This is a genomic window from Kitasatospora sp. NPDC036993 (assembly GCF_055607525.1).
In genome coordinates this window covers 185,686-207,921 of record NZ_JBVJRP010000010.1, presented here as the reverse complement: position 1 = coordinate 207,921, position 22,236 = coordinate 185,686, and the positions used below count along the sequence as shown (strand labels likewise).

General features: G+C 75.1%; 20 protein-coding genes. 13 read left to right on the top strand and 7 right to left on the bottom strand.

Translation table 11 applies throughout. The features are described 5' to 3' along the window. Positions 1-87: 87 nt before the first annotated feature. Positions 88-3,396, bottom strand: a complete 3,309-nt coding sequence (locus ACZ7C5_RS22595) for an AfsR/SARP family transcriptional regulator (protein ID WP_470323320.1) — start codon at positions 3,394-3,396, stop codon at positions 88-90. 227 nt (positions 3,397-3,623) lie between these two features. Between ACZ7C5_RS22595 and ACZ7C5_RS22590 the strand changes: the two genes are divergently transcribed. The 6 genes from ACZ7C5_RS22590 (at position 3,624) to ACZ7C5_RS22565 (ending at position 9,036) form a co-directional block, all read left to right on the top strand. Further along, a complete protein-coding gene (locus ACZ7C5_RS22590) occupies positions 3,624-4,460 on the top strand; it encodes an SDR family oxidoreductase (RefSeq protein ID WP_470323319.1) in 837 nt (278 codons plus the stop codon). An 83-nt stretch (positions 4,461-4,543) separates the two neighbouring features. Then, a complete protein-coding gene (locus tag ACZ7C5_RS22585; RefSeq protein WP_401089357.1) occupies positions 4,544-5,785 on the top strand; it encodes an MFS transporter in 1,242 nt (413 codons plus the stop codon). An 82-nt stretch (positions 5,786-5,867) separates the two neighbouring features. Beyond that, entirely contained in the window at positions 5,868-7,022 is a 1,155-nt protein-coding gene (locus tag ACZ7C5_RS22580; RefSeq protein WP_470323318.1) for an alkene reductase, read from the top strand. Positions 7,023-7,497: 475 nt separating this feature from the next. Continuing rightward, a complete protein-coding gene (locus ACZ7C5_RS22575) occupies positions 7,498-7,740 on the top strand; it encodes a hypothetical protein (RefSeq protein ID WP_401089361.1) in 243 nt (80 codons plus the stop codon). 45 nt (positions 7,741-7,785) lie between these two features. Then, on the top strand, positions 7,786-8,547 hold the full coding sequence (locus ACZ7C5_RS22570) for a helix-turn-helix domain-containing protein (RefSeq protein ID WP_401089363.1): 762 nt from the start codon (positions 7,786-7,788) through the stop codon (positions 8,545-8,547). A 78-nt stretch (positions 8,548-8,625) separates the two neighbouring features. Then, positions 8,626-9,036, top strand: a complete 411-nt coding sequence (locus tag ACZ7C5_RS22565) for a sigma factor-like helix-turn-helix DNA-binding protein (protein ID WP_401089365.1) — start codon at positions 8,626-8,628, stop codon at positions 9,034-9,036. Positions 9,037-9,159: 123 nt separating this feature from the next. On the opposite strand, the gene ACZ7C5_RS22560 is transcribed toward ACZ7C5_RS22565, so the two are convergent. The 3 genes from ACZ7C5_RS22560 to ACZ7C5_RS22550 form a co-directional block, all read right to left on the bottom strand. Further along, positions 9,160-10,602 carry a CHAP domain-containing protein gene (locus ACZ7C5_RS22560; RefSeq protein WP_401089367.1) on the bottom strand — a complete coding sequence of 481 codons (1,443 nt, stop codon included), beginning with the start codon at positions 10,600-10,602 and terminating at the stop codon, positions 9,160-9,162. 287 nt (positions 10,603-10,889) lie between these two features. Beyond that, positions 10,890-11,084 (bottom strand): hypothetical protein, encoded by a 195-nt coding sequence (locus ACZ7C5_RS22555; RefSeq protein WP_188299886.1) that lies wholly within the window; start codon positions 11,082-11,084, stop codon positions 10,890-10,892. 146 nt (positions 11,085-11,230) lie between these two features. After that, a complete protein-coding gene (locus ACZ7C5_RS22550; protein WP_401089370.1) occupies positions 11,231-11,659 on the bottom strand; it encodes a hypothetical protein in 429 nt (142 codons plus the stop codon). Between the two features lie 157 nt (positions 11,660-11,816). Between ACZ7C5_RS22550 and ACZ7C5_RS22545 the strand changes: the two genes are divergently transcribed. After that, positions 11,817-12,806 (top strand): helix-turn-helix domain-containing protein, encoded by a 990-nt coding sequence (locus ACZ7C5_RS22545; protein WP_401089372.1) that lies wholly within the window; start codon positions 11,817-11,819, stop codon positions 12,804-12,806. A 119-nt stretch (positions 12,807-12,925) separates the two neighbouring features. Then, the gene (locus tag ACZ7C5_RS22540) at positions 12,926-13,525 is read left to right on the top strand and encodes a hypothetical protein (RefSeq protein ID WP_470323317.1); all 600 of its coding nucleotides are present in this window, start codon (positions 12,926-12,928) and stop codon (positions 13,523-13,525) included. Between the two features lie 281 nt (positions 13,526-13,806). On the opposite strand, the gene ACZ7C5_RS22535 is transcribed toward ACZ7C5_RS22540, so the two are convergent. Next, positions 13,807-14,016, bottom strand: a complete 210-nt coding sequence (locus ACZ7C5_RS22535; protein WP_049660537.1) for a cold-shock protein — start codon at positions 14,014-14,016, stop codon at positions 13,807-13,809. A gap of 487 nt (positions 14,017-14,503) precedes the next feature. Between ACZ7C5_RS22535 and ACZ7C5_RS22530 the strand changes: the two genes are divergently transcribed. The 4 genes from ACZ7C5_RS22530 to ACZ7C5_RS22515 all read left to right on the top strand — a co-directional run bounded on the left by ACZ7C5_RS22530 (position 14,504) and on the right by ACZ7C5_RS22515 (position 18,787). After that, positions 14,504-15,277, top strand: coding sequence for a S1 family peptidase (locus ACZ7C5_RS22530; protein ID WP_470323403.1), 774 nt, complete (start codon positions 14,504-14,506; stop codon positions 15,275-15,277). 165 nt (positions 15,278-15,442) lie between these two features. Then, positions 15,443-16,441: an aldo/keto reductase gene (locus ACZ7C5_RS22525; RefSeq protein WP_470323316.1), complete on the top strand. Its 999-nt coding sequence runs from the start codon at positions 15,443-15,445 to the stop codon at positions 16,439-16,441. Between the two features lie 106 nt (positions 16,442-16,547). After that, entirely contained in the window at positions 16,548-17,375 is an 828-nt protein-coding gene (locus ACZ7C5_RS22520) for a DUF4253 domain-containing protein (protein ID WP_401089381.1), read from the top strand. A gap of 152 nt (positions 17,376-17,527) precedes the next feature. Further along, the gene (locus tag ACZ7C5_RS22515) at positions 17,528-18,787 is read left to right on the top strand and encodes an SLC13 family permease (RefSeq protein WP_401089706.1); all 1,260 of its coding nucleotides are present in this window, start codon (positions 17,528-17,530) and stop codon (positions 18,785-18,787) included. Between the two features lie 43 nt (positions 18,788-18,830). Here ACZ7C5_RS22515 and ACZ7C5_RS22510 read toward each other — a convergent pair whose 3' ends face one another. Both ACZ7C5_RS22510 and ACZ7C5_RS22505 read right to left on the bottom strand, forming a co-directional pair. After that, positions 18,831-20,636 carry a glycoside hydrolase family 35 protein gene (locus tag ACZ7C5_RS22510; RefSeq protein ID WP_470323315.1) on the bottom strand — a complete coding sequence of 602 codons (1,806 nt, stop codon included), beginning with the start codon at positions 20,634-20,636 and terminating at the stop codon, positions 18,831-18,833. A 216-nt stretch (positions 20,637-20,852) separates the two neighbouring features. After that, positions 20,853-21,263, bottom strand: coding sequence for a winged helix-turn-helix transcriptional regulator (locus ACZ7C5_RS22505; protein ID WP_401089385.1), 411 nt, complete (start codon positions 21,261-21,263; stop codon positions 20,853-20,855). A gap of 91 nt (positions 21,264-21,354) precedes the next feature. Here ACZ7C5_RS22505 and ACZ7C5_RS22500 point away from each other — a divergent pair, with 91 nt between their 5' ends. Beyond that, positions 21,355-22,194: an SDR family oxidoreductase gene (locus ACZ7C5_RS22500; protein WP_470323314.1), complete on the top strand. Its 840-nt coding sequence runs from the start codon at positions 21,355-21,357 to the stop codon at positions 22,192-22,194. Positions 22,195-22,236 lie beyond the last annotated feature (42 nt).

Genomic DNA, 22,236 nt, shown 5'->3' with positions numbered 1-22,236 from the left:
GAGGGCCTTCCGGAAGGCCTGCTTGCCCAGGGCGGTGGTTCGGTTGGCGTTGGCGTTGGCGTTGGCGGTGAGCGGCTGGGTGCGGGCTCAGCCTGCCGTCGGGGTGCGGGCGAGTTCGGCAGCTTGCTCCGGTGCCATGGCCGTGCCGTGGGTGAAGGCCTCCCGGTAGGCCTGCTCGCCCAGGGCGGCGGTCGTGCGGGCGGTGATCCGGTCGACGTCGGCGCGTTCCGCGGCGGGTAGTGGCGCGTCGACGCTGCGCCGGGCGGCGTCGGCGGCGCCGAGCAGCAGCGCGGCGCGGGCCGGGCCCTCGGGGCCGGTCGCGAGCGACTCGGCTCCCGCCAGGCCCTCCAGGGACAGTGCGAACGCGCGCGGCTCGGCGAGGGTGAACGCGTAGTCCAGGCCCCGTAGATGGTGGGCGAGCGCCGCGGGGCGGTCGCCGCGCAGTTCGGAGGTGAAGCCCAGCTCGGCGTGCCGCAGGTGGTCGCCGACCGGGGACACGAAGCGTGCCAGCATGCTGAGCAGCCGTGCCTCGGCCTCGTCGAGGGCGCCGGAGCGGCGCGCGCCGAGCGCGAGGCCGGTCTCGGCGGCCGACTCGCCGAACCGGTAGCCCTGGGCGACGGCCAGCTTCCGGGCCCGCTCGTGGAGTCCGGCGGCGCGCGGCCAGTCCTCGGCGAGCAGGGCGAGGCGGCCGAGCCCGGTGAGCCGTGCGGACACCTCGGTGTGCAGGCCGAGCTCCTCGGCCAGTGCCAGGCCCTGCCGCTGGTGGCGTTCGGCCGTGGCGTAGTCGCCCATGATCTGCGCGTACGTGGCCAGCGGTGAGACAGTCTGCAACTCGCCCCAGCGGTCGCCGAGTTCGTGGAAGGCCGTGGCGGCGCGCACACCGTCGCGGTCGAGGTCGGCCAGGTCGCCGGTGAAGAGCCGGTGCAGCGTGCGCAGCGCGAGGCCGGCGGCGACGCCCCAGCGGTCTCCGGCCGCCTCGAACAGAGCCACCGCGGCGTCGTTCAGCTTCGCGCTCGCCGCCACGTCGCTCGCGCTGAACTCCCCGTACGCGCACAGCCACAGGGCCCGGCCGCGGCGCACCGGGTCCGGCACACCGTCCGCGAGGCCGTGCGCGGTGGCGTCGGTGATGCCGCCGACGGCCGCCGCGGGCTCGCCGGTCATGCGGGCGAACGCGTAGTGCAGCAGCGCGAGTTCGGCATCGCCCGGGGCGGCCTCCACGGCGGCGTGGAGGCGGCGCCTGGCCTCGGTGAGGCGGCCGCGCAGGAGCCACCACCAGCACAGCGAGACGGTGAGCCGGGCCGCGTCGGAGGGCCCGGACGGCCCGGGCCGGGTGAACGCCTCGTCGAGGGCGGTGCGCAGGTTCGCGGCCTCGGCGTCGAGCACGGCCAGCCGGCGCTGCTGGCCCGCGCCGCGCAGCTCCGCCTCCGCGCCTTCGGCGAGTGCCAGGTAGTAGCGCAGGTGTCGGCGCCGGGTGTCGGCCGCGTCCGCCATCTCGTGCAGCCGGTCGAGGGCGTAGGCGGCGACCGTCTCCAGCAGCCGGTAGCGGGTGCCCGTCGGGCCGGTGACGACCACCACCAGCGACCGCTCGACCAGCCGGGTCAGCAGGTCCAGGACGTCCGTGCGGTCCACGCCGGCGCCCGCGCACACCGCCTCGGCCGCGTCGAGCGTGCAGCCGTCGCGGTGCACGGCCAGGCGCCGCAGCACGATGCGTTCCGGTGCGCCGAGCAGTTCCCAGCTCCAGTCGATCACGGCGCGCAGCGTGCGCTGGCGGGCGGGTGCGTCGCGGCGGCCGGAGGTCAGCAGCCCGAACCGGTCGCCGAGCCGGTCCGCCAACTCGCGGACGCCGAGCGCCCGGACCCGGGTCGCGGCCAGTTCGAGCGCGAGCGGGATGCCGTCCAGGCGCTCGCAGACCTCCGCCACCGCGGCCAGGCCGCCGTCGTCCTCGGCCGCTCCGAATCCCGGTGCGGCGGCCGCCGCCCGGGCCAGGAACAGCGCCTGCGCCTCCGCCGGTTCGAGCGGTTCGACCAGTACGACGGCCTCGCCGGCGACCGCGAGCGGCTCCTGGCTCGTCGCCAGGATCCGTACCCCCGGCGCGGCGCGCAGCAGCAGGGCGGCCAGCTGCGCGGCGGCGTCCACCACGTGCTCGCAGTTGTCCAGCACGAGCAGCACGGACCGTTCGCGCAGCGCCTGGACCAGGCGTTCGGCGGGCGCCGACGGGAGGCCGAGGCGCGGGGCGCCCGTGGGGCTGTCGTCGCGGATGCCGAGGACGGCGGCGACCTCGGCGGCCAGGTCGGCGGCGTCGCCCTGCCGGCCGGCCAGCTCGACGAACCGGACGCTGTCGGGGCGCTGCGGGGAGGAGGGTGCGGCGTCCGTCAGGCGTCGTGCGGCGGCGATCGCCAGCCGCGTCTTGCCGACCCCGCCGGGGCCGGTCAGCGTCACCAGGCGGGAGCCGTCCAGGAGCCGGGCGACCCGCGTCAGCAGCGCGTCGCGCCCGATCAGCGGGGTGAGGTCCGCAGGGAGATCGGAGGGGAGACCGGCGGGGAAAGCAGCGGGCGATGGGGACGGGACGGCGGGGGAGTTGTCGCCCGGGGGAGCGGGAGCGGCGGCGGGCCGTTCGGGCGTCCGCGCGGCCAGGGACGGGTCCTGCCGCAGGATCGCGTCGTGCAGCGCGGCCAGGCCGGGGCCCGGATCGAGTCCCAGGTCCTCCGCCAGCCGGCCGCGCAGGTCGGCGTACGAGGCCAGCGCCTCGCTCTGCCGCCCCGCCCGGTACAGCGCCCGCAGCTGGACGGCCCGCAGCCGTTCGCGCAGCGGGTACCGGTCCACCAGGTCGGCGAGATCGCCGGTGAGCAGCGGGTCGCCGCCCGCTTCGAGGCGGGCTTCGGCGTGCTCCTCCAGCACGGCGACGCGCTGCTCGTCGAGCCGGTGGGCCGCGGCACGGGCGAACTCCTCGTCGGCGAAGTCCGCGTACGCCGCGCCGCGCCACAGCCCCAGCGCGGCGGCCAGCCGGGCGGCGCGCTCCTCGGGGTCGGTGACGGCGCGGGCGTCGGCGACCAGTGCCAGGAACCGCGCGGCGTCCACCTCGTCCGGCTCACCCGCCTCGCCGCTCTCGCCGCCGTCGGCGGTGGCGGGGGCCAGCCGGTAGCCGGCGCCCTGGCGCAGCACGCGGTCGCGGCCGATCGCCCGGCGCAGCTGGGACACCTTGGCCTGGAGCGCGTTGGCCGGGTTGCCGGGCGGTTCGTCGCCCCACAGGTCGTCGACCAGCAGGTCCGCGGAGGCCACCCGCCCCTCCCGGACGAGGAGCGCGGCCAGCAGCGCGCGGACCTTCGCCTCGGGGACCTTCACCTGGTCGCCCGCGGCGTCCCACACCGCAAGCGGACCCAGCACCCCGAAACGCATGTCTGCACGCTACACGGCGTGTCCCGGAGCACCGGCAGTGGACCGTCAGCCGTTCCGGGGCACCGTCAGCGGATCGTCAGCCGACCCGAAGCGCCCGCGGCCAGAGTCGTTCCTGTCGGAAGCCGGCAGAACGGCAGAACGGCAGAACGGCAGAACGGCAGAACGGCAGAACGGCAGAAAGACACGACGCGACACGGCACGACACGAGCGATCGGAGGGAGCGGACCATGCCGAAGTACACGGGTCGGAACGCGGTCGTCGTCGGCGGCACCACGGGGGTCGGCCTCGCGATCGCCAAGCGCCTCGTAGAAGGCGGCGCCCGCGTGCTGCTGACCGGCGGCGCGGCGCACGGATCGGCGGAGGCGGCGGCCCGGCTGGGTACGGCGGCGACCCTGGTCGCCTGCGACACGGGGGACGCAGGGGACCCAGGGGTCGCCGGGGCCGCCGGGGTCGCCGGGGACGTCGCCGAGGCGAATGCCGCGGCGCTCGCCTCGGCGGCGCGGAGCACCCTCGGCACCGTCGACATGCTGTTCGTCGCCGCCGAGCCCGGCGCCGCGCAGCCGCAACCGCAGCAGCAGACGGAGACGGAGCCGCAGCCGGAGTCCGAAACGCAGCGCTACGACCGGCAGTTCACCGCCGCCACGAAGGGCGCGTACCTCGCCGTCCGGGCGCTGGCACCGCTGGTCGCCGACGACGGCGCCATCGTCTTCACCACGGTGGCGGCGGACGCCTGCCGGCCCGGCCTGCCGGACGCGGGCGTGCACGCCATGACGGCGTCGGCCGTGCACGCCTTCTCCCACGTGCTCGCGGTCGAACTCGCCGACCGCGGCGTGCGCGTCAACGCCGTCTCGCCGGGCGCCATCGGCACACCCGCCGACGGCGCCGCCCGGGGCCCCCGGCGCGACGCCGCACCGCCGCTCGGGCGCCGCGGATCCGTCGACGACGTCGCCCGCACCGCGCTCTTCCTGGCCGCCGACGCCACCTTCACCACCGGCACCGTGCTCGCCGTCGACGGCGGCCTCGGCTGCGCCACCGCCCGGCCGGGCCCCGCGCCCCGCCACTGAGTGGCACTCCCACCGCCACACCACACCCCAGCCACACCCACACCGCCACACCCACACCACACCCACGAACAGGACGACCCGCCATGCCCGCCACCGCACCCGCCGAATCACCCGGGACACCCCGCAAGACAGCGCCCCGCAAGGCACCGCCCCCGGGCCCCGGCCGCCTCCCGCTGCCCGCACTGCTCGCCCTGGCCACCGCCGTCTTCATCACCAGCCTCACCGAGACGCTGCCCGCCGGACTCCTGCCCGCGATGAGCGCCGACCTGGGCGTCGGCGAGTCGGCGGCCGGGCAGACCGTGACCGTCTACGCCCTCGGCACCGCGCTCACCGCGATCCCGCTCGCCGTGGCCACCGCCCGCTGGTCGCGCAAGCGGCTGCTGCTCGTCTCGATGGCCGGGTTCGCCGCCGCCAACACCGTCACCGCCGTGTCGTCGGCGTACCCGCTGACCATGGCGGCCCGGTTCGTCGCGGGCGTCGCCGCCGGCCTCGCGTGGGCGCTGCTCGCCGGCTACGCCCGGCGGCTGGCACCGCCGCACCTGGAGGGCCGGGCCGTCGCGGTGGCGATGGCCGGCATCCCCCTCGCGCTGTCGCTCGGCGTCCCGGCCGGGACGTTCCTGGGAGACGCCGTGAACTGGCAGACCGCGTTCCTGGCCATGACCGGTCTGACCCTGCTGCTGCTCGCCTGGATCGCCGCCTTCGTGCCGGACCAGCCCGGCCGGGAGCACTCCGCCGGTACGCCCGTACGGGTCGCGCTGCGCAGGCCAGGGGTGCGGCCGGTGCTGACCGTCACCCTCCTGTTCGTCCTGGCGCACACCATCCTCTACACCTACATCGCCACGCTCCTCGACGACCTCGGCCTCGGTGACTCCACCGGCACCGTGCTGCTGGTCTTCGGCGGCGCCTCGCTGCTCTCCATCTGGCTGGTGGGCGCGCTCATCCACCGCAGGCTGCGGGTCCTGACGGTGGCCGCCACGCTGCTCGTCGCCGTCGCCGCGACCGGCTTCGCGCTGGGGACCGACAGCACCCCCGCCGTCTACGCCGCGGCCGCGCTGTGGGGCCTGGGCTGGGGCGGCGTGCCGACCCTGCTCCAGACCGCCGCGGGCGACGTGGCCGGGGACGCGGCCGACGCCGTGCAGGCCGCGCTGGTCACCCTCTGGAACGCGGCGATGGCCTTCGGGGGGCTGCTCGGCGGGCTGCTGTTCGACCTGTTCGGCGCGGGAGCGTTCGCCTGGAGCGCGCTCGTCCTGCTCGTCCCCGTCCTCGCCGTGGTGCTCGCGGCCCGCTCCCACGGCTTCCCGGCCGACCGGGGCACCGCGGCCTGAAGCCGCCTGAGGCCCGGCCCTCCGCCCTTTCGCCCCTCCGCTTCGCGAACTCCGAAGCCCCGTACCCGGAAAGGCCCCCGCCATGACCACGAGCCCCGCCGCCGCCCCCGCCGCCCGCGACCTGTTCGAGCCCGCCCGGCTCGGCCCGCTCGACCTGCCGAACCGCCTGGTGATGGCCCCCATGACCCGCAACCGGGCCGCCGCCGACGGCACCCCGCCGCCGATCATGGCCGAGTACTACGCCCAGCGGGCCGGCGCCGGGCTGATCATCGCCGAGGCCACCACCCCGAACCGGGTCGGCGCGACGTACCCGAACATCCCGGCCATCCACCGGGACGCGCACGTCGAGGGCTGGCGGGCGGTCACCGACACCGTGCGCGCCGCCGGCGGACGGATGTTCCTGCAACTCCAGCACGGCGGCCGGATCGGCCACCCGGAGACCAGCGGCCTGCACCCCGTCGCACCCTCCCCGGTGCCGTTCCCCGGCCCGGTGCACACCCCGTCCGGTCCGCGTCCGGCGGTGGTGCCGCGCGAGATGACGGCCGAGGACATCCGCGCCACCGTCGAGGACTTCGCGAACGCCGCCCGCAACGCGGTGGCCGCCGGCTTCGCCGGAGTCGAGGTGCACGCCGCGAACGGCTACCTGCTCCACCAGTTCCTCGGCCAGGACACCAACCGGCGCACCGACGCCTACGGCGGACCGGTCGCCCACCGCATCCGGTTCACCGTCGAGGTCGTGCGCGCCGTCGCCGGCGCCATCGGCCCCGAGCGGGTCGGCGTCCGCATCGCCCCCGGCGTCACCGCGAACGCCATGGCCGAGGGCGACACCGAGGCGATCTACCCGGAACTGGTCGCCGCCCTCGCCGGGATCGGCCCGGCCTACCTGCACGTCGTGTTCGCCGACCCCGGCCAGGCGCTGTTCCGCGAGCTGCGCGCGGCCTGGCCCGGCACCCTCATCGCCAACCCGGTGCTGGGCTGGGGCGGCCCGCTGCCCGAGGACGGCGGCAGGGCCGCCGCCGAGCGGCTGCTCGCCGCGGGCGCCGACCTGATCGCGCTGGGCCGCCCGTTCCTCGCGAACCCGGACCTCGTCCACCGGCTGCGCACCGGCGCGCCGGTCAACCAGGTGCGCGACCGCGGCCTGATGTACACGGGCGGAGCCGAGGGCTACACCGACTACCCGGCACTGCACACCCCGGCCACGGCACCCCGCCCCGCCCCCGCCCCGGCGGGCGGGTGACCCGCCGTCCACCGAACGCGGGGCACCGGCCGGTGCCGGGAAATACAGAGAGACCGCTCGGGCCACCAGGGCCGGGCGGTCTCTGCTGTTCGGGCGGACCCATGCGCCAACACGGCCCGCTGCCGATGTTCCCGAGTTGTTGGAGTGAACAGCGCCCCCGGGTTCCGGACCCGCGGGTCCGGGTGAACGCCGCTCCAAATCGTCACACCCAGCCAGGACGGCTCACAAGGGCATGCTGCACAAAGGCGCATCAAAATCCGGTTTCAGTTCGTTGAACTGTGCGTCTCTGATAGGGCGTTCACAGAATTGCGGGCGGAGACCGGGACAGTGGCGCATCAATCCGCGCGATGTTCACCGAACCGATTGGGATTCACCCGTACGCCTGACAGAGTGTGATGCCACCGGGCACACAGTGCGACGCCAACCGCACAAGTGCCCGTCAGTTGGAGTGGACAGTGATATGGAGGCCTCCTCGATGACGAGGAACCGGAACAAGCGCATCCGCACCCGAACCCGCACCCGCTGCGCGACGGCGGACCCCGTACCGCTGCGCCCGCGCCCGTACGGGCCGTTCGCGGCCGGTGAGACGGCCGTGGTCGTCGTCGTGGTCGTGCTGGCCGCCGTCCTGGTGGCGACGGGCATGTCGGCCGGGGCGGCGATCGAACTGGCCACGGGCGGCTGCCTGTTGGCCGTAAGGCTGCGACGGGGGCAGGCCTAGGAAGAACGCCTGCCTGCGATGGGACGCCAAGAGAATCCGATCGAGGTGACCGAGCCGGCGCTCGCCCGGCTGGCCCTCCTGCTGCGGAATCAGCGCGAGCAGGCAGGGTTGACGTATCGTCAGCTCGCCGCTCGGACCAACTACCACCCCACCACCCTGCAACGGGCCGCCGACGGTCGCTCCGTGCCGAGCTGGAAGGTCGTGGAGGCCGTCACCCGCGAATGCGGCGGCGACCTCAAGACCATCCGGCGCAAGTGGGCCCAGGCCAACTACTGGTCCCACGTCCCCCGCCCCTCGGGGAGCCGGCGGCTGCTGCGCGCACCCCGCCGGGTCGACCCCCAGCAGGTCGACTCCTTCGCCGACCTGCGCCGGGCGATGCACGAGATGCGCCGCAAGGCCGACTGGCCCTCCCTGAGGGAACTGGACCGCCGGGCCCGCGAGCGGGGCGAACGCCTGCCCTCCAGCACCCTGTCCCTGGTCCTCAAGGGCGAGGCCCCGCTGCGCAAGCCCGTGTTCCTCGCCTACATGGAGGTCTGCGGGGTCAAGGAGGCCCGCCGCGCCCAGTGGGCGGCGGCCTGGGAGCGGACCAACAACTCCCGCACCCCGGTCCCGGTCAACTCGCGCACGTACCAGAGCGAGTTCGCCCGGGCCATGCAGTCCTCCAGCGCGGGCGCCTCGACGGACATCCTGTTCCGCCTGTGGGTGACCCTGCGCAACAGCCGGGCCGCCGACCGGGACGAGAGCCCCGGCCACCCCGCCGCGGCGGGCCGCGACGGCACCGACGACAACCCGTCGGTCCTCGTGTGACCGGGTCCGCGGCCGGGACGCGCGACCCGCGCCCCGGCCGCGGACCAGCACCCACCCGCGCCACCTCGGGACACCACCATGCCGACACCACCCCGCCGCCCGGCCGACCCCGGGCCCGCGCTGGGCCTGCGGGCGCTGCGCGACCTCCACCAGCGCCACTACCTGGACTACGCCGAACTGCTCCTGCCGCCCGCCGACGCCCGACTGGCCGTCCACGACGCCTTCGAGGAACTCGGCGGCCACTGGCTCGACGCCCTGTCCACCGCCAGCCCGACGGCCTGCGCCTGGCAGGCGGTGCGCCGCCGGGTCCGCACCCTGGCCGGCCCCCGGCCGTTCGGGCCGGTCGCCCACCTCACCGCCACCCAGCAGGACGTCCTGCTGCTGCACCTGGTCCTCGACCTGCCGGCCGCCGAGATCGCGGCGCTCACCGGCACCGAACCGGCCGCCGTCCACGTCCAGCTCCGTTCCCTGGCCGCCGCCCAGCGCTGACCGTTCGGCGCTGACGGTCCAGCGCTGACGGGGCAGGGCGGGGGCGAACGAGGGCAGCCGCCCGCTCCCCGGCGGGAGCGGACGGCTGTGTGGTGCAGAGCGGCTGATCAGGGGGGAGGAGCGTCAGTTGGCGAGGGTGTTCAGGTGCATGTCGCCGTTGGGCATCCCGGTCGCGGCGATGGCGTTCACCTTGCCGCCGGCATCGGCCACGGCCGCGCCCTGCCAGTTGCCGTTGGCGAAGCGGACGTTGTCGTACACGTTGCCGTTGCTCAGGGTGACCAGGTGCAGGTCGCCGTTGGGCATCGCGGTGATCGCGGCCTGGCCGACCGCGCCGCCGGCGTCGGCGAGGGCTGCGCCCTGCCAGTTGCCGTTGGCGAAGCGGACGTTGTCGTACACGTTGCGCTCGCCCACGGTCGCCAGGTGCATGTCGCCGTTCGGCATGCCGGCCACCGAGATCGAGGCCACCTTGCCGCCGGCGTCGGCGACCGCGGCGCCCTGCCAGGCGCCACTGGTGAAGCGGACGTTGTCGTACACGACACCGTTGGCCAGGGTGACCAGGTGCAGGTCGCCGTTGGGCATCGCGGCGACCCCCGCCTGGGTGATGGTGCCGGCCGCGTCGGCCAGGGCCGCGCCCTGCCAGGAACCGTTGGCGAAGCGGACGTTGTCGTACACGTTCCCGTTGACCACGGTCTCCAGGTGCATGTCGCCGTTGGGCATGCCGACGGCCGCGATCGAGGAGATGGTGCCGGCGCCGTCGGCGAGGGCTGCGCCCTGCCAGGTGCCGTTGGCGAAGCGGACGTTGTCGTACACCTTGCCGTTGCTGAGGGTGACGACGTGCAGGTCGCCGTTGGGCAGCGCCGCGGTGACGACCTGGGAGACGTCCGCACCGGCGTCGGCGAGGGCGGCGCCCTGCCAGTTGCCGTTGGCGAAGCGGACGTTGTCGTACACGTGGTTCGGCGCGGGCGGGGTCGGGGCGGGGGCGGCGGGGCTGCCGGAGTCGGTGCCGCCGATCGGCGACACGTAGCCGCTGAGGCGCTGGCCGCCCCAGCTGTAGCCGATGGCGGAGCTGTGGGTCACTTCCTTGACCCTGGAGGTGGCGGCCCAGTTGCCGCTGGTGCCGCCCTCGTTGCCGCCGATGGTGGTGATCGTGCCGTTGCCGACGGCCGTCACGATCGCCACGTGCGCCGCGTAGCCGCCGCTGTAGTCGTACAGGACCGCGTCGCCGACCTGCGGAGTCTTGTGCAGCCCGCCGTTGTAGCGGCCGAAGTCGCCGGCCCACGGGCTCAGGCCGCGCACATCCACGCCGTTCTGCTTCCAGACCCACATGGCGAAGTCCGCGCACCAGTTCTCGGGGTTGCCGGAGGCACCGGTGCAGCTGCTGTAGTAGTAGTTGGTGCCCGCGCTGTTGACCGAGCAGGCGTTCTTGCCCACGTTGGCCTTGGCGGTGGCGGCGATGGAGGTGCCGACGCTGGCGGAGGCCGTGGAGGCGCCCAGGGCGAGGCTGAGCGGCAGGACCGCGGCGGCGGTGGTCAGCGCGGCGGCACGGCGAAGGCTGGTCTTGGACATGACATATCTCCCGAGGTGTTCGAGGGTGTGAGAAGTCGAGGGGGCGACGGCGGGGCGTCATCGGCCGCGCGCCGTCAGCGGTGCGTCGTGATCGGCGGTACGTCGTGACTGGTGCGTCGTGAGTGGTGCGCCGTCAGCGGTGCGTCGTCGTGAAGTGTTCAGGGCCTCGCGGACCGAGGGGCCGGCGGTCCCGGAGCACCGTCGGCGGTGCGCGGAGGGACGGTCCGGTCCGGCCGGGCGGCTGCCCTGCAGGAGCAGCCGATCGGTGGGCGTCCGCGGCCCGGGGATCAGCCCCAGATCATGTTGTCGGACGGGCCGGGGGTGATCGTGGTGGCGACGGTGGCGACGGCCGGTTCGGCGGCCTCGGCCAGGACGACGCCCGCCGGCTGGGCGGGGGAGGCCTGGGCGGCGACGGCCGGGACGAGGGCGGCGAGGGCGAGGGCGGCGACCGCGGCGGCCTTGGCGGGGACGGAACGAAGCATGACGGTGTCTCCTTCTCGGATGTGACGGGCTCGGGGCTGTTCCGGTGTTCGCGTCCCGCGGTGACGCTCTCTCCGGTCTGTCGCCGGCGGTGTTCCCTGCCGACATCAACTAGCTTCGTCGCTGGTCACGGCCCATGGAAGGGGATTCAGGTGGACGGAAGCGCCCCTGGACCGTTCCGGCCAGGGCCGGCGGAACCGTCCTCACGGGCGGGGGCGGCGGGGCCGGCGGAACCGTCCACGCCGTCCGTGTCGTCCGCGCCGGCGGGGCCGGACAGCAGCCGCTCGTAGAACGCCGCGACGAGCGGCACACCCGACCCCGCCGCCCTCCAGCCCTCGAACCCGGGCACGGCCGCCAGCACCCGACCGCAGAACACGGCCGCCCGGCCCTCCGCCTCGGCGAGGGAGTCGGCGACGAGGTACACACCGAGCACCGGATCCGGGAACGCCTCCGGATGGACGACCAGGTGCTCGACCCGGTCCCCGGGAAGGGCGGCGGCCAGCAGCAGCTCACGGGCGTCGGGGGGCAGCGCGAGGCCCGGCGAATCAGGGCGCAGCGCGGTGTGGACGAGGTACATGCAACGAGCTTGCCGCGCAAGGGCGTTCGGAACATAGGAAAGGGCGAGGACCATACCGGCCCAGGCCTGAACCGTCCACCACGGCGATGGTCACGCCCGGAAGGTTGTGAAATGATCGCGCGCGGATCGAACACGGGTTCATCACGGGGGTGGGGAAATGCTGACGGCACTGGGGCTGGACAAGGTCTCGGAAACGGTCTACCGGACGATGCTCGCGCACCCGCAGGAGGGGGTGGCCGCCCTCGGCGTGCGCCTCGCCCTGCCGGAGCAGCAGGTCAGGCAGGCCCTGGACACGCTCAGCGATCTGGCCCTGCTGCGCCCGTCCGCGGACCGCGCGGGCGAGCTGCGCGCCGTCTCCCCCGAGGTCGGGATGGAGATCCTGATGGCCCGGCAGCAGGCCGAACTCGCGGCCCAGCAGTCGCGCATCGAGGCCTCCAGGGCCGCGGCCGCGCAGCTCATCGCCGAGTACGCCGACCTGCGCCCGGCCTCCGACCAGCCCGGCGTCGAGCAGCTGACCGGCCTCGACCAGATCCGCGACCGGCTCACCACGCTCACCCGGGAGGTGCGCGAGGAGGTCATGACCTTCGCCCCGGACGGCGGCCAGAAGCCCGAGAACATCGAGGCGGCCAAGCCCCTCGACCTCGACCTGCTGGAACGCGGCATCCGGATGCGCACCGTCTACCTGGACAGCATCCGCAACAGCCCGCACACCGTGGAGTACGTGAACTGGCTCGTCTCCCACGGCGGCCAGGTCCGCACCGTGGCCGCACTGCCGACCCGCATGATCGTCGTCGACCGCGCCACCGCCGTCATCCCCGTCCTCAGCGACAGCACCGCCACCGGCGCCGTCGTGCTCACCGGACAGGGCATGCTGGCCGCGCTGTGCGCGCTGTTCGAGACCGTCTGGGCGGACGCGCAGCCGCTCGGCACCACCACCCGCCTCAACGAGCACGGGCTCAGCGCCCAGGAACAGGCCGCCGTCACCCTGCTCGCGGACGGCCACACCGACGACGCCATCGCCAAGCGCCTGGGCGTCTCGCCCAGGACCGCCCGCCGCATCGCCACCGACCTGATGGAACGCCTCGACGCCCGCAGCCGCTTCCAGGCCGGGGTCCGGGCCGCCCAGGCGGGCTGGCTCACCGGCTGAGCCGGCGGCGGGCTCACCGAGCGGCCGGCTCACCGGCTGAGCCGCGCGCCGGTGCGGGGCCGTAGACGTGGACGGGGCGCCCTCTGCCGGAGCGGGCGCCGCGGCGTCAGGAGGCAGGCATGCTCAGGTTCCACGGCGCGTGGCGGATCACCGTGGTCGGCAGGAGCGCCGACTTCGACCAGCGGGTCGTCGTCCGCGGCGCGTACGGGCTGCGGGTGCTGCCCGGCCGGGTCGGCGCCGCGATCGACGTGGACGAGGAGAGCTGGACGCTGTCCCTGGAACACCACCTGTGGGGCCGCAGCTGGCAGCCGAACCTGCGCACCACCCCCGGGCCGGTCACCGAACACGACGGCCTGCGCAGCCAGCTGCTCACCAGCAACGACTGCCACTGGCCGGGCAAGCCGCTGGACTACGTCAACTTCGTGCTGCGCCTGGACCAGGCCGTCGCCCCGGCCGCCGTGCCGGTGCGCGCGGCGCGGGTGAACGAGGCGCCGGTCGGCGCGCCCGTCCAGGCCGTCCGCACCGTCTCCTCGGGCTGGCCCGAGCCGGAGCGTGAGCGCGAGTCCAGGCCGGGGCGTGAGGCGGAGCGTGAGCGCGGCACCGCCCCCGCGGCGCTGCCGCCGCGGCTGCCGTCGCCGGTGCCGTCGCCGTCGCAGGGAATGGCCGGGGAGGCCGTTCGAGCCGGTGTCCCGGCCGTCACGCCGGCCGTCACCCGGTGAGGGCCCCGCGGCGGCTCCGTACGGCCGGAAAACCGGTTTCGGCCGTTCGAAAGGCGGCCTGAGGAAATCCTTCATCCGTGCCCTGGCAGCCCGTACGAATACGGGAACAGCCGGCGGCGGCGGAAGCGTCCGCGGAAGCAGAAGGAAGAGGCCGGGCCGCGCGCCGCGCTTTACCCGTCGGCGTGCGTGGACCCGGACAAGGAACGGGGCCCGTACCGCCTGAGCGGTACGGGCCCCGTTCGCCGTGCGAAATCGAAAAAGAAATCGCTCAGCGGGATATGTCAGAGGGCGACGGGGCGAATGTTCTCCGCCTGAAGGCCCTTCTGGCCCTGGGTGACGTCGTACTCGACCTTCTGGCCCTCGAGCAGCTCACGGAAGCCGGAGGCGTTGATGTTCGAGTAGTGGGCGAAGACGTCCGGGCCGCCGTCCTCCTGCTGAATGAAGCCGAAGCCCTTTTCGCCGTTGAACCACTTCACGGTACCGAAAGCCATAGGAATTCTCCTTAGAAGGCGCCATAGACCCGCACTGCGCGGACTATCCGTCGCCGCACTGATGACCCGCCGGGACCTCAGAAAAAAAATACGCCTGCGATGGAACCAGCAGGCGCACACAGAGTCATGGGAACCAAAACTGCAACTCCTACGACCGTATCAGGCTTCGCCGTCAAACGGGAACTTCCGCTTCGCGGGTTTTGCCGGTGCCGAAAGCAGCGCGGGGACGGCGTGCGGGGCACCGGATACGGGGGATACCCCCAGGCCGGGGCGGCCTGCTGGCCGGGTGTTCCGGCCGGACGGTCCGGGGTTGGCTGGAGCCATTCGCACCAGCACAACCGAAAGGCCGTCACCCGTGCCGTTCCGCAAGACCGTCGACGCCACCGCCGACCGTACGACCGAGGCCACGACCGCCCGCACGACTTCCCGCACGAATCCCCGTACGACCGCCCGCCGCCGCGTCGGCCGGGCCGCCGCCGTCACCGCCCTGGCCGCGGCCCTGGGCGCCACCGCCATGAGCGGAAGCGCCTCCGCCATCATCAACGGCCACGACTCCACCGAGCGCTACCCCTTCATGGCCACCCTCCCGCTCAGCGCCGCGCAGCTCGCCGACGGGGCCTGCGGCGCCACCCTGATCGACCCCCGGTGGGTGCTGACCGCCGCGCACTGCGTGGTGGGCACCGAGGCCACCGGCGTCACCCTCAAGGGCACCGTGCGCATCGGCAGCGCCCACCGCGACAGCGGCGGCACCGTACGCAACGTCGACCGCGTCGTGGTCCACCCCGGCTTCGGCTTCGGGGACGGCGCCACCGCCCCCAACCACGACGACCTCGCGCTGGTGCGCCTGGACCGCCCCGTCGCCCAGCAGCCCGTCCGCATCGCCGACCGACCGGGACCGGCCGGCACCCCCACCAGGCTGCTCGGCTTCGGCACCGTCGTCGACACCACCGACTACCAGCAGATGGTCTTCCCCGACCGCCTCCAGGAACTGCCCACCCGCGTCGGCGCCCAGGCCGACTGCGCCCCCGGCTGGGCCGGCTCCACCCGCCTGTGCACCCTCAGCCAGGTCCCCCAGGCCATGGCCTGCTTCGGCGACTCCGGCGGCCCGCAGATCCAGCGCGGCCGCGGCGGCCGCTGGGAACTCGTCGGCACCACCTCGGGCCCCGGCGCCCCCGGCACGGCCTGCGCCGACGGACCCGGCCTCTACACCGAGGTGCCCGCCTACGCCCCCTGGATCCGCGGCACGCTCAGCGGCCGCTGACCGGCCACGACCGGCACCGCTGGCCGGCGCCACATGACCGGTACGACCGGCACCAGGTGACCGGCACGACCGGCACCGCTGACGCCGCCAGGCCCCGCACCGCGGCCGGACCCCGCCGCGGCTAAGGTCCCAGGTGAGCACCGTCGCGCCCGAGGAGACCCCGCCATGCCGACCGACCCCACCGCCGCCCCCGCCCCCGCGCACCCGCACCCCGCGCGCCTCGGCCTGGGCACCGCGGCCGTCGGCCGGCCCGGCTACATCAACCTCGGGCGCGACACCGACCTGCCCGCCGACCGCACCGTCGAAGCCCTGCGCGAACGCACCCACGCCCTGCTCGACGCCGCGTACGCCGCCGGCGTGCGCTACCTCGACACCGCCCGCTCCTACGGCCGCGCCGAGGAGTTCCTCGGCCAGTGGCTCGCCGGGCACCCCCGGGCCGCGGCCGAGGTGACGGTCGGCAGCAAGTGGGGCTACACCTACACCGCCGGCTGGCAGACCGACGGCGTCGCCGCCCACGAGGTCAAGGAACACTCCACCGCCGTCTACGACCGCCAGATCCACGAGACCCGCACCCTGCTCGGCGACCACCTCGACGTCTACCTCGTCCACTCCGTCACCCCCGACAGCCCCGCCCTCACCGACCCCGCCCTGCACGAGCGCCTCGCCGGCCTCGCCGCCGGAGGCGTCCGGGTGGGCCTGTCCACCAGCGGCCCCGCCCAGGCCGACACCATCCGCCGCGCCCTCACCGTCACCGCCGGCGGCCGCCCGCTGTTCACCGCCGTCCAGTCCACCTGGAACCTGCTGGAGACCTCCGCCGCCCCCGCCCTCGCCGAGGCCCACGCCGCCGGATGGCTGGTCGTGGTCAAGGAGGCCATGGCCAACGGCCGCCTGGCCGGCCGCAACGCCACCGGCCCCGGCACCGCCGCGCTGCGCACCCTCGCCGACCGCACCGCCGCCACCCCCGACGCCCTCGCCCTGGCCGCGGCCGCCGCCCAGCCCTGGGCCGGCATCGTCCTGTCCGGCGCCGCCACCCCGGACCAGCTCACCTCCAACCTCGCCGCCACCGCCCTCCACCCCACCCCCGACGACCTGGCAACCCTCGCCGCCATGGCCGAGCCCGCCGAGGCGTACTGGCGCACGCGCGCCGGGCTGCCCTGGTCCTGACGGGAGCGGCGGGGCACCCGGCGTCGGTGCGCCGCTGTCGGTGGGGCGTTGCCGGTGCGCCGTTGCCAGTGCGGCGCTGTCGGTGCCCGCCCCTACGGTGAGCCGCATGACCGAGCACCTGGACCTCGCCGCCGCCCTCGCGGCCCTGCCCACAGCCCTGCCGCCCGGCCGACTGGTCGCCGAGGACGAGGGGCGGGAGCCGCTGATGTGGGTCAGCGACGACCTCGCCCCCGCCGGGCTGTGGGCGCGGCTGCACCGCGCCCACCCGCAGAGCGGCCTGTGGCCGCTGCTGCTCACCCCGCTGGGCCACGGCGACGACGACTTCAGGCCCTGGCTGTCCGGCGAACTGTCCCCGAGCTACGCCTCCCGGCCCGACCTCTACGACCCGGCCGCCCTGCTGCGCGGCTGGTGGGAGAGCGACGGCGACGAGGACGACGAGGACGGTGACGGCCACGCGTCCGGGGACGAGGAGGAGCCCGACGAGACCCTGGCCCCCTACGGCCGCACCTGGCCGGGCACCGCCCGCGCCGTCACCCTCCCCGCCGGCGCCGCCGGTGCCGAGGCCAGGGGGCTGGCCGACGTGCTGCGCTCCTTCAAGGACGTCCGCCTCGGCCTGGTCCGGGCCGACAGCGGCGCCGACGCCCTCGCGGTGTGCGGCTGGAGCGGCCCCCTGAACCACGAGAACGACATCGCCAAGATCGCCGCCGTGCTCGCCGACTGGGAGCGCCGCTTCGGCACCCAGGTGGTCGAAGTCGGCTTCGACACCCTGGAGTTGAGCGTCCCCGTGCCGCCCGCCACGCTCGCCGAGGCGCTCCCGCTGGCCGCCGAGCACACCGCCTTCTGCCCCGACCTGATCTTCCAGGGCGCCGGCACCCTCACCGAGTACGCCGAGCAGCTGGTGGGCGTCCACCAGTGGTCCTTCTGGTGGGACTGACCTGACCCCGGGGGGCGGAGGCAGTCCGTCTGCGGGCCGCCCGCGGGCCGCGGGCCGCCGTGTGGCATGCTGCGCCGGGCCGCGGACCCGACCCCGTGCACACCGGCCACCGGCCACCGGCCGCCGAGCACCCCCCTGCCCGAGGAGCACCGCTGAACACCGCCTGCGCCGAAGCCCTGTCCGTGGGCCTGCTGGTGCTCGTCCTGGTCTGCGCCGTCGCCCGGCCCCGGGGCTGGCCGGAGGCCGTCGTCGCGGTGCCGGCCGCCGCCCTGCTGGTGGCGACCGGCGCCGTCCCGCTGGGCCACGCGACCGCCGAGGCCGCCCGGCTCGCACCGGTGGTCGGCTTCCTGGCCGCCGTCCTGGTCCTGGCCAGGCTCTGCGACGACGAGGGCCTGTTCCGCGCCTGCGGGGCCTGGATGGCGCGCGGCGCCACCGGGCGCCCGCGCCGCCTGCTGGTCCAGGTGTTCGCCGCCGCCTCGGCGGTCACCGCTGTCCTCAGCCTGGACGCCACCGTCGTCCTGCTCACCCCCGTGGTGCTCGCCACCACCGCCCGCCTCGGCGCCCGGCCCGCACCGCACCTCTACGCCTGCGCCCACCTGTCGAACACCGCCTCGCTGCTGCTGCCGGTCTCCAATCTGACCAACCTGCTGGCCTTCACCGCCGGCGGCCTGAGCTTCGGCCGCTTCGCCGCCCTGATGACACTGCCCTGGCTGGCGGCCGTCGGCGTCGAGTACCTCGTCCTGCGCCGCTTCTTCGCCACCGACCTGGACGCCGTCCCCGCCGGGACGCCGACGGCCGGGCCGGCCCCCGCCATGCCGCTGTTCGCCCTGCTCACCGTCGCCGGCACCCTCGCCGGATTCGTCCTCGCCTCCGCCCTGGACATCGACCCGGCCTGGGCCGCGGCCGCCGGCGCCACCGTCCTGGCCGTCCGCGCCCTGGCCCGCGGCCACACCACCGCCACCACCGTCGTCCGCTCGGCCAACCCGCCGTTCCTCGCGTTCGTCCTGGCCCTGGGCATCGTCGTGCGCGCCGTCGTCGACAACGGACTGGCCACCGGCCTGGCCCACCTCGTCCCCTCCGGCACCACCCTGCCCGCCCTGCTCGCCACCGCCGCGCTGGCCGCCGTCCTCGCCAACGTCATCAACAACCTGCCCGCCACCCTCGCCCTGGTCCCGCTGGCCGCCACGGCCGGGCCCGGCGCCGTCCTCGCCGTCCTCCTCGGCGTCAACATCGGCCCCAACCTCGGCTACGCCGGCTCGCTGGCCACCCTGCTGTGGCGCGGCATCGTCCGCGACCACGGCGTACCGGTGGACCTGCGCCGCTTCACCCGCCTGGGCCTGCTCGCCGTCCCCGCCACCCTCACCGCCGCCGTCCTGGCCCTGTGGGCCTCGCTGCGCCTGATCGGGGCCTGAACGGGGGCCCTGTTCGGGCCCGAGTGTGCAGGCGGGTGGTGCCTCAGTACTCGGAGCTGGGGGCGGCCGTGACCGGTCCGAGGTCCGGTTCGTCGCGCAACTCCACCGCGGTGCCGTGCCGTTCGAGTTCCAGGACGACCAGCTCGTTGGGGCCGGCGCGCCACAGCGGGGCGGGGGCGTAGAGGGTGTGCTGGGGGCCGGCGGCGCAGTGGCGGCCGAGGAGGAAGCCGTTGAGCCAGAGCAGCCCGCGGCCCCAGCCGGGCAGGGCGACGAACGCGTCGGCGGGGTCGGGGAGGTGGGCGGTGAAGCGGTGGAAGGCCGGCTCGCCGTCGCCGGCCCTGGTGCCGGTGTTGTCGCCGTCGTCGGTGAAGCGCAGGGCGGACAGGTCGGTCAGCGGCAGCGGCCGGATCTGCCAGTCGAAGAGCCGCTGGTGGCCGTGCGAGACGCCGCGGGTGATGCCCTTGCGGTCGTCCATCTGCGGGCCGTAGTTCACCCGGCCGAGCGCCTCGACCAGGATGTCCAGCACGACGCCGTCGGGCCCGGTGGCCAGCGGCAGCGTCGCGCCGGGGGAGTTGCGCTCCAGCACCCCGAGCGGGCGACCGTCGGCGAAGACCTGCGCCCGGTCGGCCAACCCGTCGATGCGCAGCGGCAGTTCGGGTCGGCCGGCGGGTACGCGGGTGCGGTAGTGGATCAGCCCGCGGTCCTGCCCGACCCGTTCCATCGGCAGCGGCGCGGCGTGCTGCCGGGGCCGCGAGAGCGCGTCCAGCCCGTCCAGCAGCGCCGCCCGCCCCTCGGCCCGCTCCAGGCGCTGCGGTGCCACCCGGGGTACGGGGGCGGGCAGTTCGCCGTCCGGCAGGGGCAGGTAGCGGCCGATGACCTCGCGCAGGGCGTGGAACTTCCCGGTCAGCTCGCCGGCCTCGCCGATCGGCGCGTCGTAGTCGTAGCTGGTGACGGTCGGCTCGTAGCCGGCGTCCAGCGGGTGGGCGCCGGAGTGGTTGGCGCCGGACCACAGGCCGAAGCTGGTGCCGCCGTGCGCCATGTAGAGGCTGACGGAGGCGCCGGTGGCGAGCAGCTCGTCGAGCGAGGCGGCGGTCTCCTCCGGGTCGCGCACGTGGTGCGGCAGGCCCCACTGGTCGAACCAGCCGATCCAGAACTCCATGGCGGTCAGCGGGCCCTTGCCCTGGTGGCGGCGGAGCACCGCGAGGCGCTCGGGGGCGCGCGAGCCGAAGGTCACGGTGGCCAGCTCGCCGGGGATGGCGCCGCCCTGCTGCATGGAGTCGTGGGCGCCGTCGGTGGTGAACAGCAGGCAGTCCACGCCGCGGCGCAGCAGGCCGTCGCGCAGGTGGGCGAGGTAGCCGGCGTCGTTGCCGTAGCTGCCGTACTCGTTCTCCACCTGCACCGCCACCACCGGCCCGCCGCGGCTCGCCAGCAGCGGCAGCAGTTCGGGCACCAGCGCGTCGAACCAGCCGTCCACCTCGGCCAGGTACGCCGGGTCGGCGCAGCGCAGCCGCAGGCCGTCCACCGCGAGCAGCCGGGCGGGCAGCCCGCCGAACTCCCACTCGGCGCAGATGTACGGACCGGGGCGCAGGATCACGTCCAGGCCCAGGCCGGCGGCCAGCCGCACGAACCGGGCCACGTCCCGCCAGCCGGTGAAGTCCACGGTGCCGTCGGGCAGTTCGTGGAAGTTCCAGGGGATGTAGGTGTCCACGGTGTTCACCCCCAGCGCCCGCACCCGGCGCAGCCGGTCCTCCCACAGCCGCGGGTGCACCCGGAAGTAGTGCACCGCCCCGGCCACCACCCGGTGCGGCACCCCGTCCCGCACGAACCCGTCCGCGTCGTACCCGAGCATGCGCACACCTCGCCGTCCCGTCGGAGCCCTGGCGCTGTCGAGCCTAGCGAGGAACCCGCCGTACGGGCCGGTGGCGGCCGCTCACGTGTCGTAGCCGCCGGTCCACGGCGGATCGGAAGAGTCGGCCTTCCCGAGGGAGGACTCGTGGTCTTCGACGACCTCTGACGGCGGCGGGCGGCGCCCGAGCCTCACCGCGCCGTAGGTGCGGTCATGCGGTCATGTGGTCAAGGGGCCGGCGGCCGGGGGACTTGCGAGTCCGGGCCGTCCGCCCGGCGGGAGGCGTCGGGTGATCCGGTCGAACAGCTCCGTCAGCGGCTCGCCCACCTCGTGGCCGAACTCGGTCAGGCCGTAAGTGACCTGGGGCGGCGTGGTCGGCTCGACCTTCCGCCAGAGCAGGCCGTCCCGGACCAGTACCCGCAGGGTCTGGGCGAGCATCTTCTCGCTGATGCCGTGGATGCTCTCGCGCAGCTCGAAGAAGCGCAGGTCGTTGCTCCGCAGGGAGATCAGCACCCAGACGCCCCACCTGCTGGTGACGTGGTCGACCATGTCGCGCGCGGGGCAGTCGGTGTGAAACACGTCATACCGGCCGCCCGCCTCGGTCCCTCTGTCCTGCACCCCTCCCACCATGCCATGAGCTTACCTCCAGGTATGTCCTTACCCGGAGTCAGTCCGCCCTCCTAACGTCGGAGCCACCGAGAACATCTGACGAGGAGTGACCATGATCGTGGTGACCGGAGCGACCGGGAACATCGGCCGGCCGTTGACGCGGGCGCTGACCGAGGCGGGGCAGCGGGTGACGGCGGTGTCGCGGCACCCGGCGGCGGTGCCGGACGGCGCCCGCCATCTGGCGGCCGACCTGGCCGGGCCGGCCGAGCTCAGGCCCGCGCTGGCCGGGGCGACGGCGCTCTTCCTGCTGCTCTCCGGCGACCTGCACGCCGCCGGGGGCGACCCCGCCGACCTCATCGGCGAGGCCGCGGCCGCCGGGGTCCGGCGGGTCGTGCTGCTCTCCAGCCAGGGCGTGGTGACCAGGCCCTTCGGGCCGACCCGGATCGCGATGCGCGAACTGGAGGACACACTGCGGGAATCCGGCCTGGAGTGGGCGATCCTGCGGCCGGGCGGCTTCGCCTCGAACGCTCTCTGGTGGGCCGATTCCGTCCGTGCGCAGGGGCTCGCCGCCGCGCCCTTCGGCGATGTCGGCGTGCCGGTCGTCGACCCGGCGGACATCGCGGCGGTCGCGGCGGCCTGCCTGCTGGACGACCGGCACGCCGGCGGCGTGTACCAGCTGACCGGCCCCGAGGTGATCACGCCGCGCGGGCAGGCGGCCGCGATCGCCGACGCGCTGGGCTCGCCGGTGCGGTTCCACGAGCTCACCCGCGCCGAGGCCAGGGCTGCCATGAGCCAGGCCATGCCGGCGGAACTCGCCGACGACACCCTGGACATCCTCGGCGCACCCAACCCGGCCGAACTGCGCATCAGCCCGGACGTCCAGCGGGTCCTCGGCCGCGCCCCGCGCCCCTTCTCCGCCTGGGCCGCCCGCAACGTCGCCGCCTTCCGCTAGCACGGGCCCGGGGCCTGTCCGATCCTGCGAACGATGCCGCGC

Excerpts from the sequence above, each read along its gene's own strand:
- ACZ7C5_RS22595 (WP_470323320.1), bottom strand. The coding sequence starts at position 3,396 with ATGCGTTTCGGGGTGCTGGGTCCGCTTGCGGTGTGGGACGCCGCGGGC.
- ACZ7C5_RS22590 (WP_470323319.1), top strand. The coding sequence starts at position 3,624 with ATGCCGAAGTACACGGGTCGGAACGCGGTCGTCGTCGGCGGCACCACG.
- ACZ7C5_RS22585 (WP_401089357.1), top strand. The coding sequence starts at position 4,544 with ATGCCCGCCACCGCACCCGCCGAATCACCCGGGACACCCCGCAAGACA.
- ACZ7C5_RS22580 (WP_470323318.1), top strand. The coding sequence starts at position 5,868 with ATGACCACGAGCCCCGCCGCCGCCCCCGCCGCCCGCGACCTGTTCGAG.
- ACZ7C5_RS22575 (WP_401089361.1), top strand. The coding sequence starts at position 7,498 with ATGACGAGGAACCGGAACAAGCGCATCCGCACCCGAACCCGCACCCGC.
- ACZ7C5_RS22565 (WP_401089365.1), top strand. The coding sequence starts at position 8,626 with ATGCCGACACCACCCCGCCGCCCGGCCGACCCCGGGCCCGCGCTGGGC.
- ACZ7C5_RS22560 (WP_401089367.1), bottom strand. The coding sequence starts at position 10,602 with ATGTCCAAGACCAGCCTTCGCCGTGCCGCCGCGCTGACCACCGCCGCC.
- ACZ7C5_RS22555 (WP_188299886.1), bottom strand. The coding sequence starts at position 11,084 with ATGCTTCGTTCCGTCCCCGCCAAGGCCGCCGCGGTCGCCGCCCTCGCC.
- ACZ7C5_RS22550 (WP_401089370.1), bottom strand. The coding sequence starts at position 11,659 with ATGTACCTCGTCCACACCGCGCTGCGCCCTGATTCGCCGGGCCTCGCG.
- ACZ7C5_RS22545 (WP_401089372.1), top strand. The coding sequence starts at position 11,817 with ATGCTGACGGCACTGGGGCTGGACAAGGTCTCGGAAACGGTCTACCGG.
- ACZ7C5_RS22540 (WP_470323317.1), top strand. The coding sequence starts at position 12,926 with ATGCTCAGGTTCCACGGCGCGTGGCGGATCACCGTGGTCGGCAGGAGC.
- ACZ7C5_RS22535 (WP_049660537.1), bottom strand. The coding sequence starts at position 14,016 with ATGGCTTTCGGTACCGTGAAGTGGTTCAACGGCGAAAAGGGCTTCGGC.
- ACZ7C5_RS22525 (WP_470323316.1), top strand. The coding sequence starts at position 15,443 with ATGCCGACCGACCCCACCGCCGCCCCCGCCCCCGCGCACCCGCACCCC.
- ACZ7C5_RS22520 (WP_401089381.1), top strand. The coding sequence starts at position 16,548 with ATGACCGAGCACCTGGACCTCGCCGCCGCCCTCGCGGCCCTGCCCACA.
- ACZ7C5_RS22510 (WP_470323315.1), bottom strand. The coding sequence starts at position 20,636 with ATGCTCGGGTACGACGCGGACGGGTTCGTGCGGGACGGGGTGCCGCAC.
- ACZ7C5_RS22505 (WP_401089385.1), bottom strand. The coding sequence starts at position 21,263 with ATGGTGGGAGGGGTGCAGGACAGAGGGACCGAGGCGGGCGGCCGGTAT.
- ACZ7C5_RS22500 (WP_470323314.1), top strand. The coding sequence starts at position 21,355 with ATGATCGTGGTGACCGGAGCGACCGGGAACATCGGCCGGCCGTTGACG.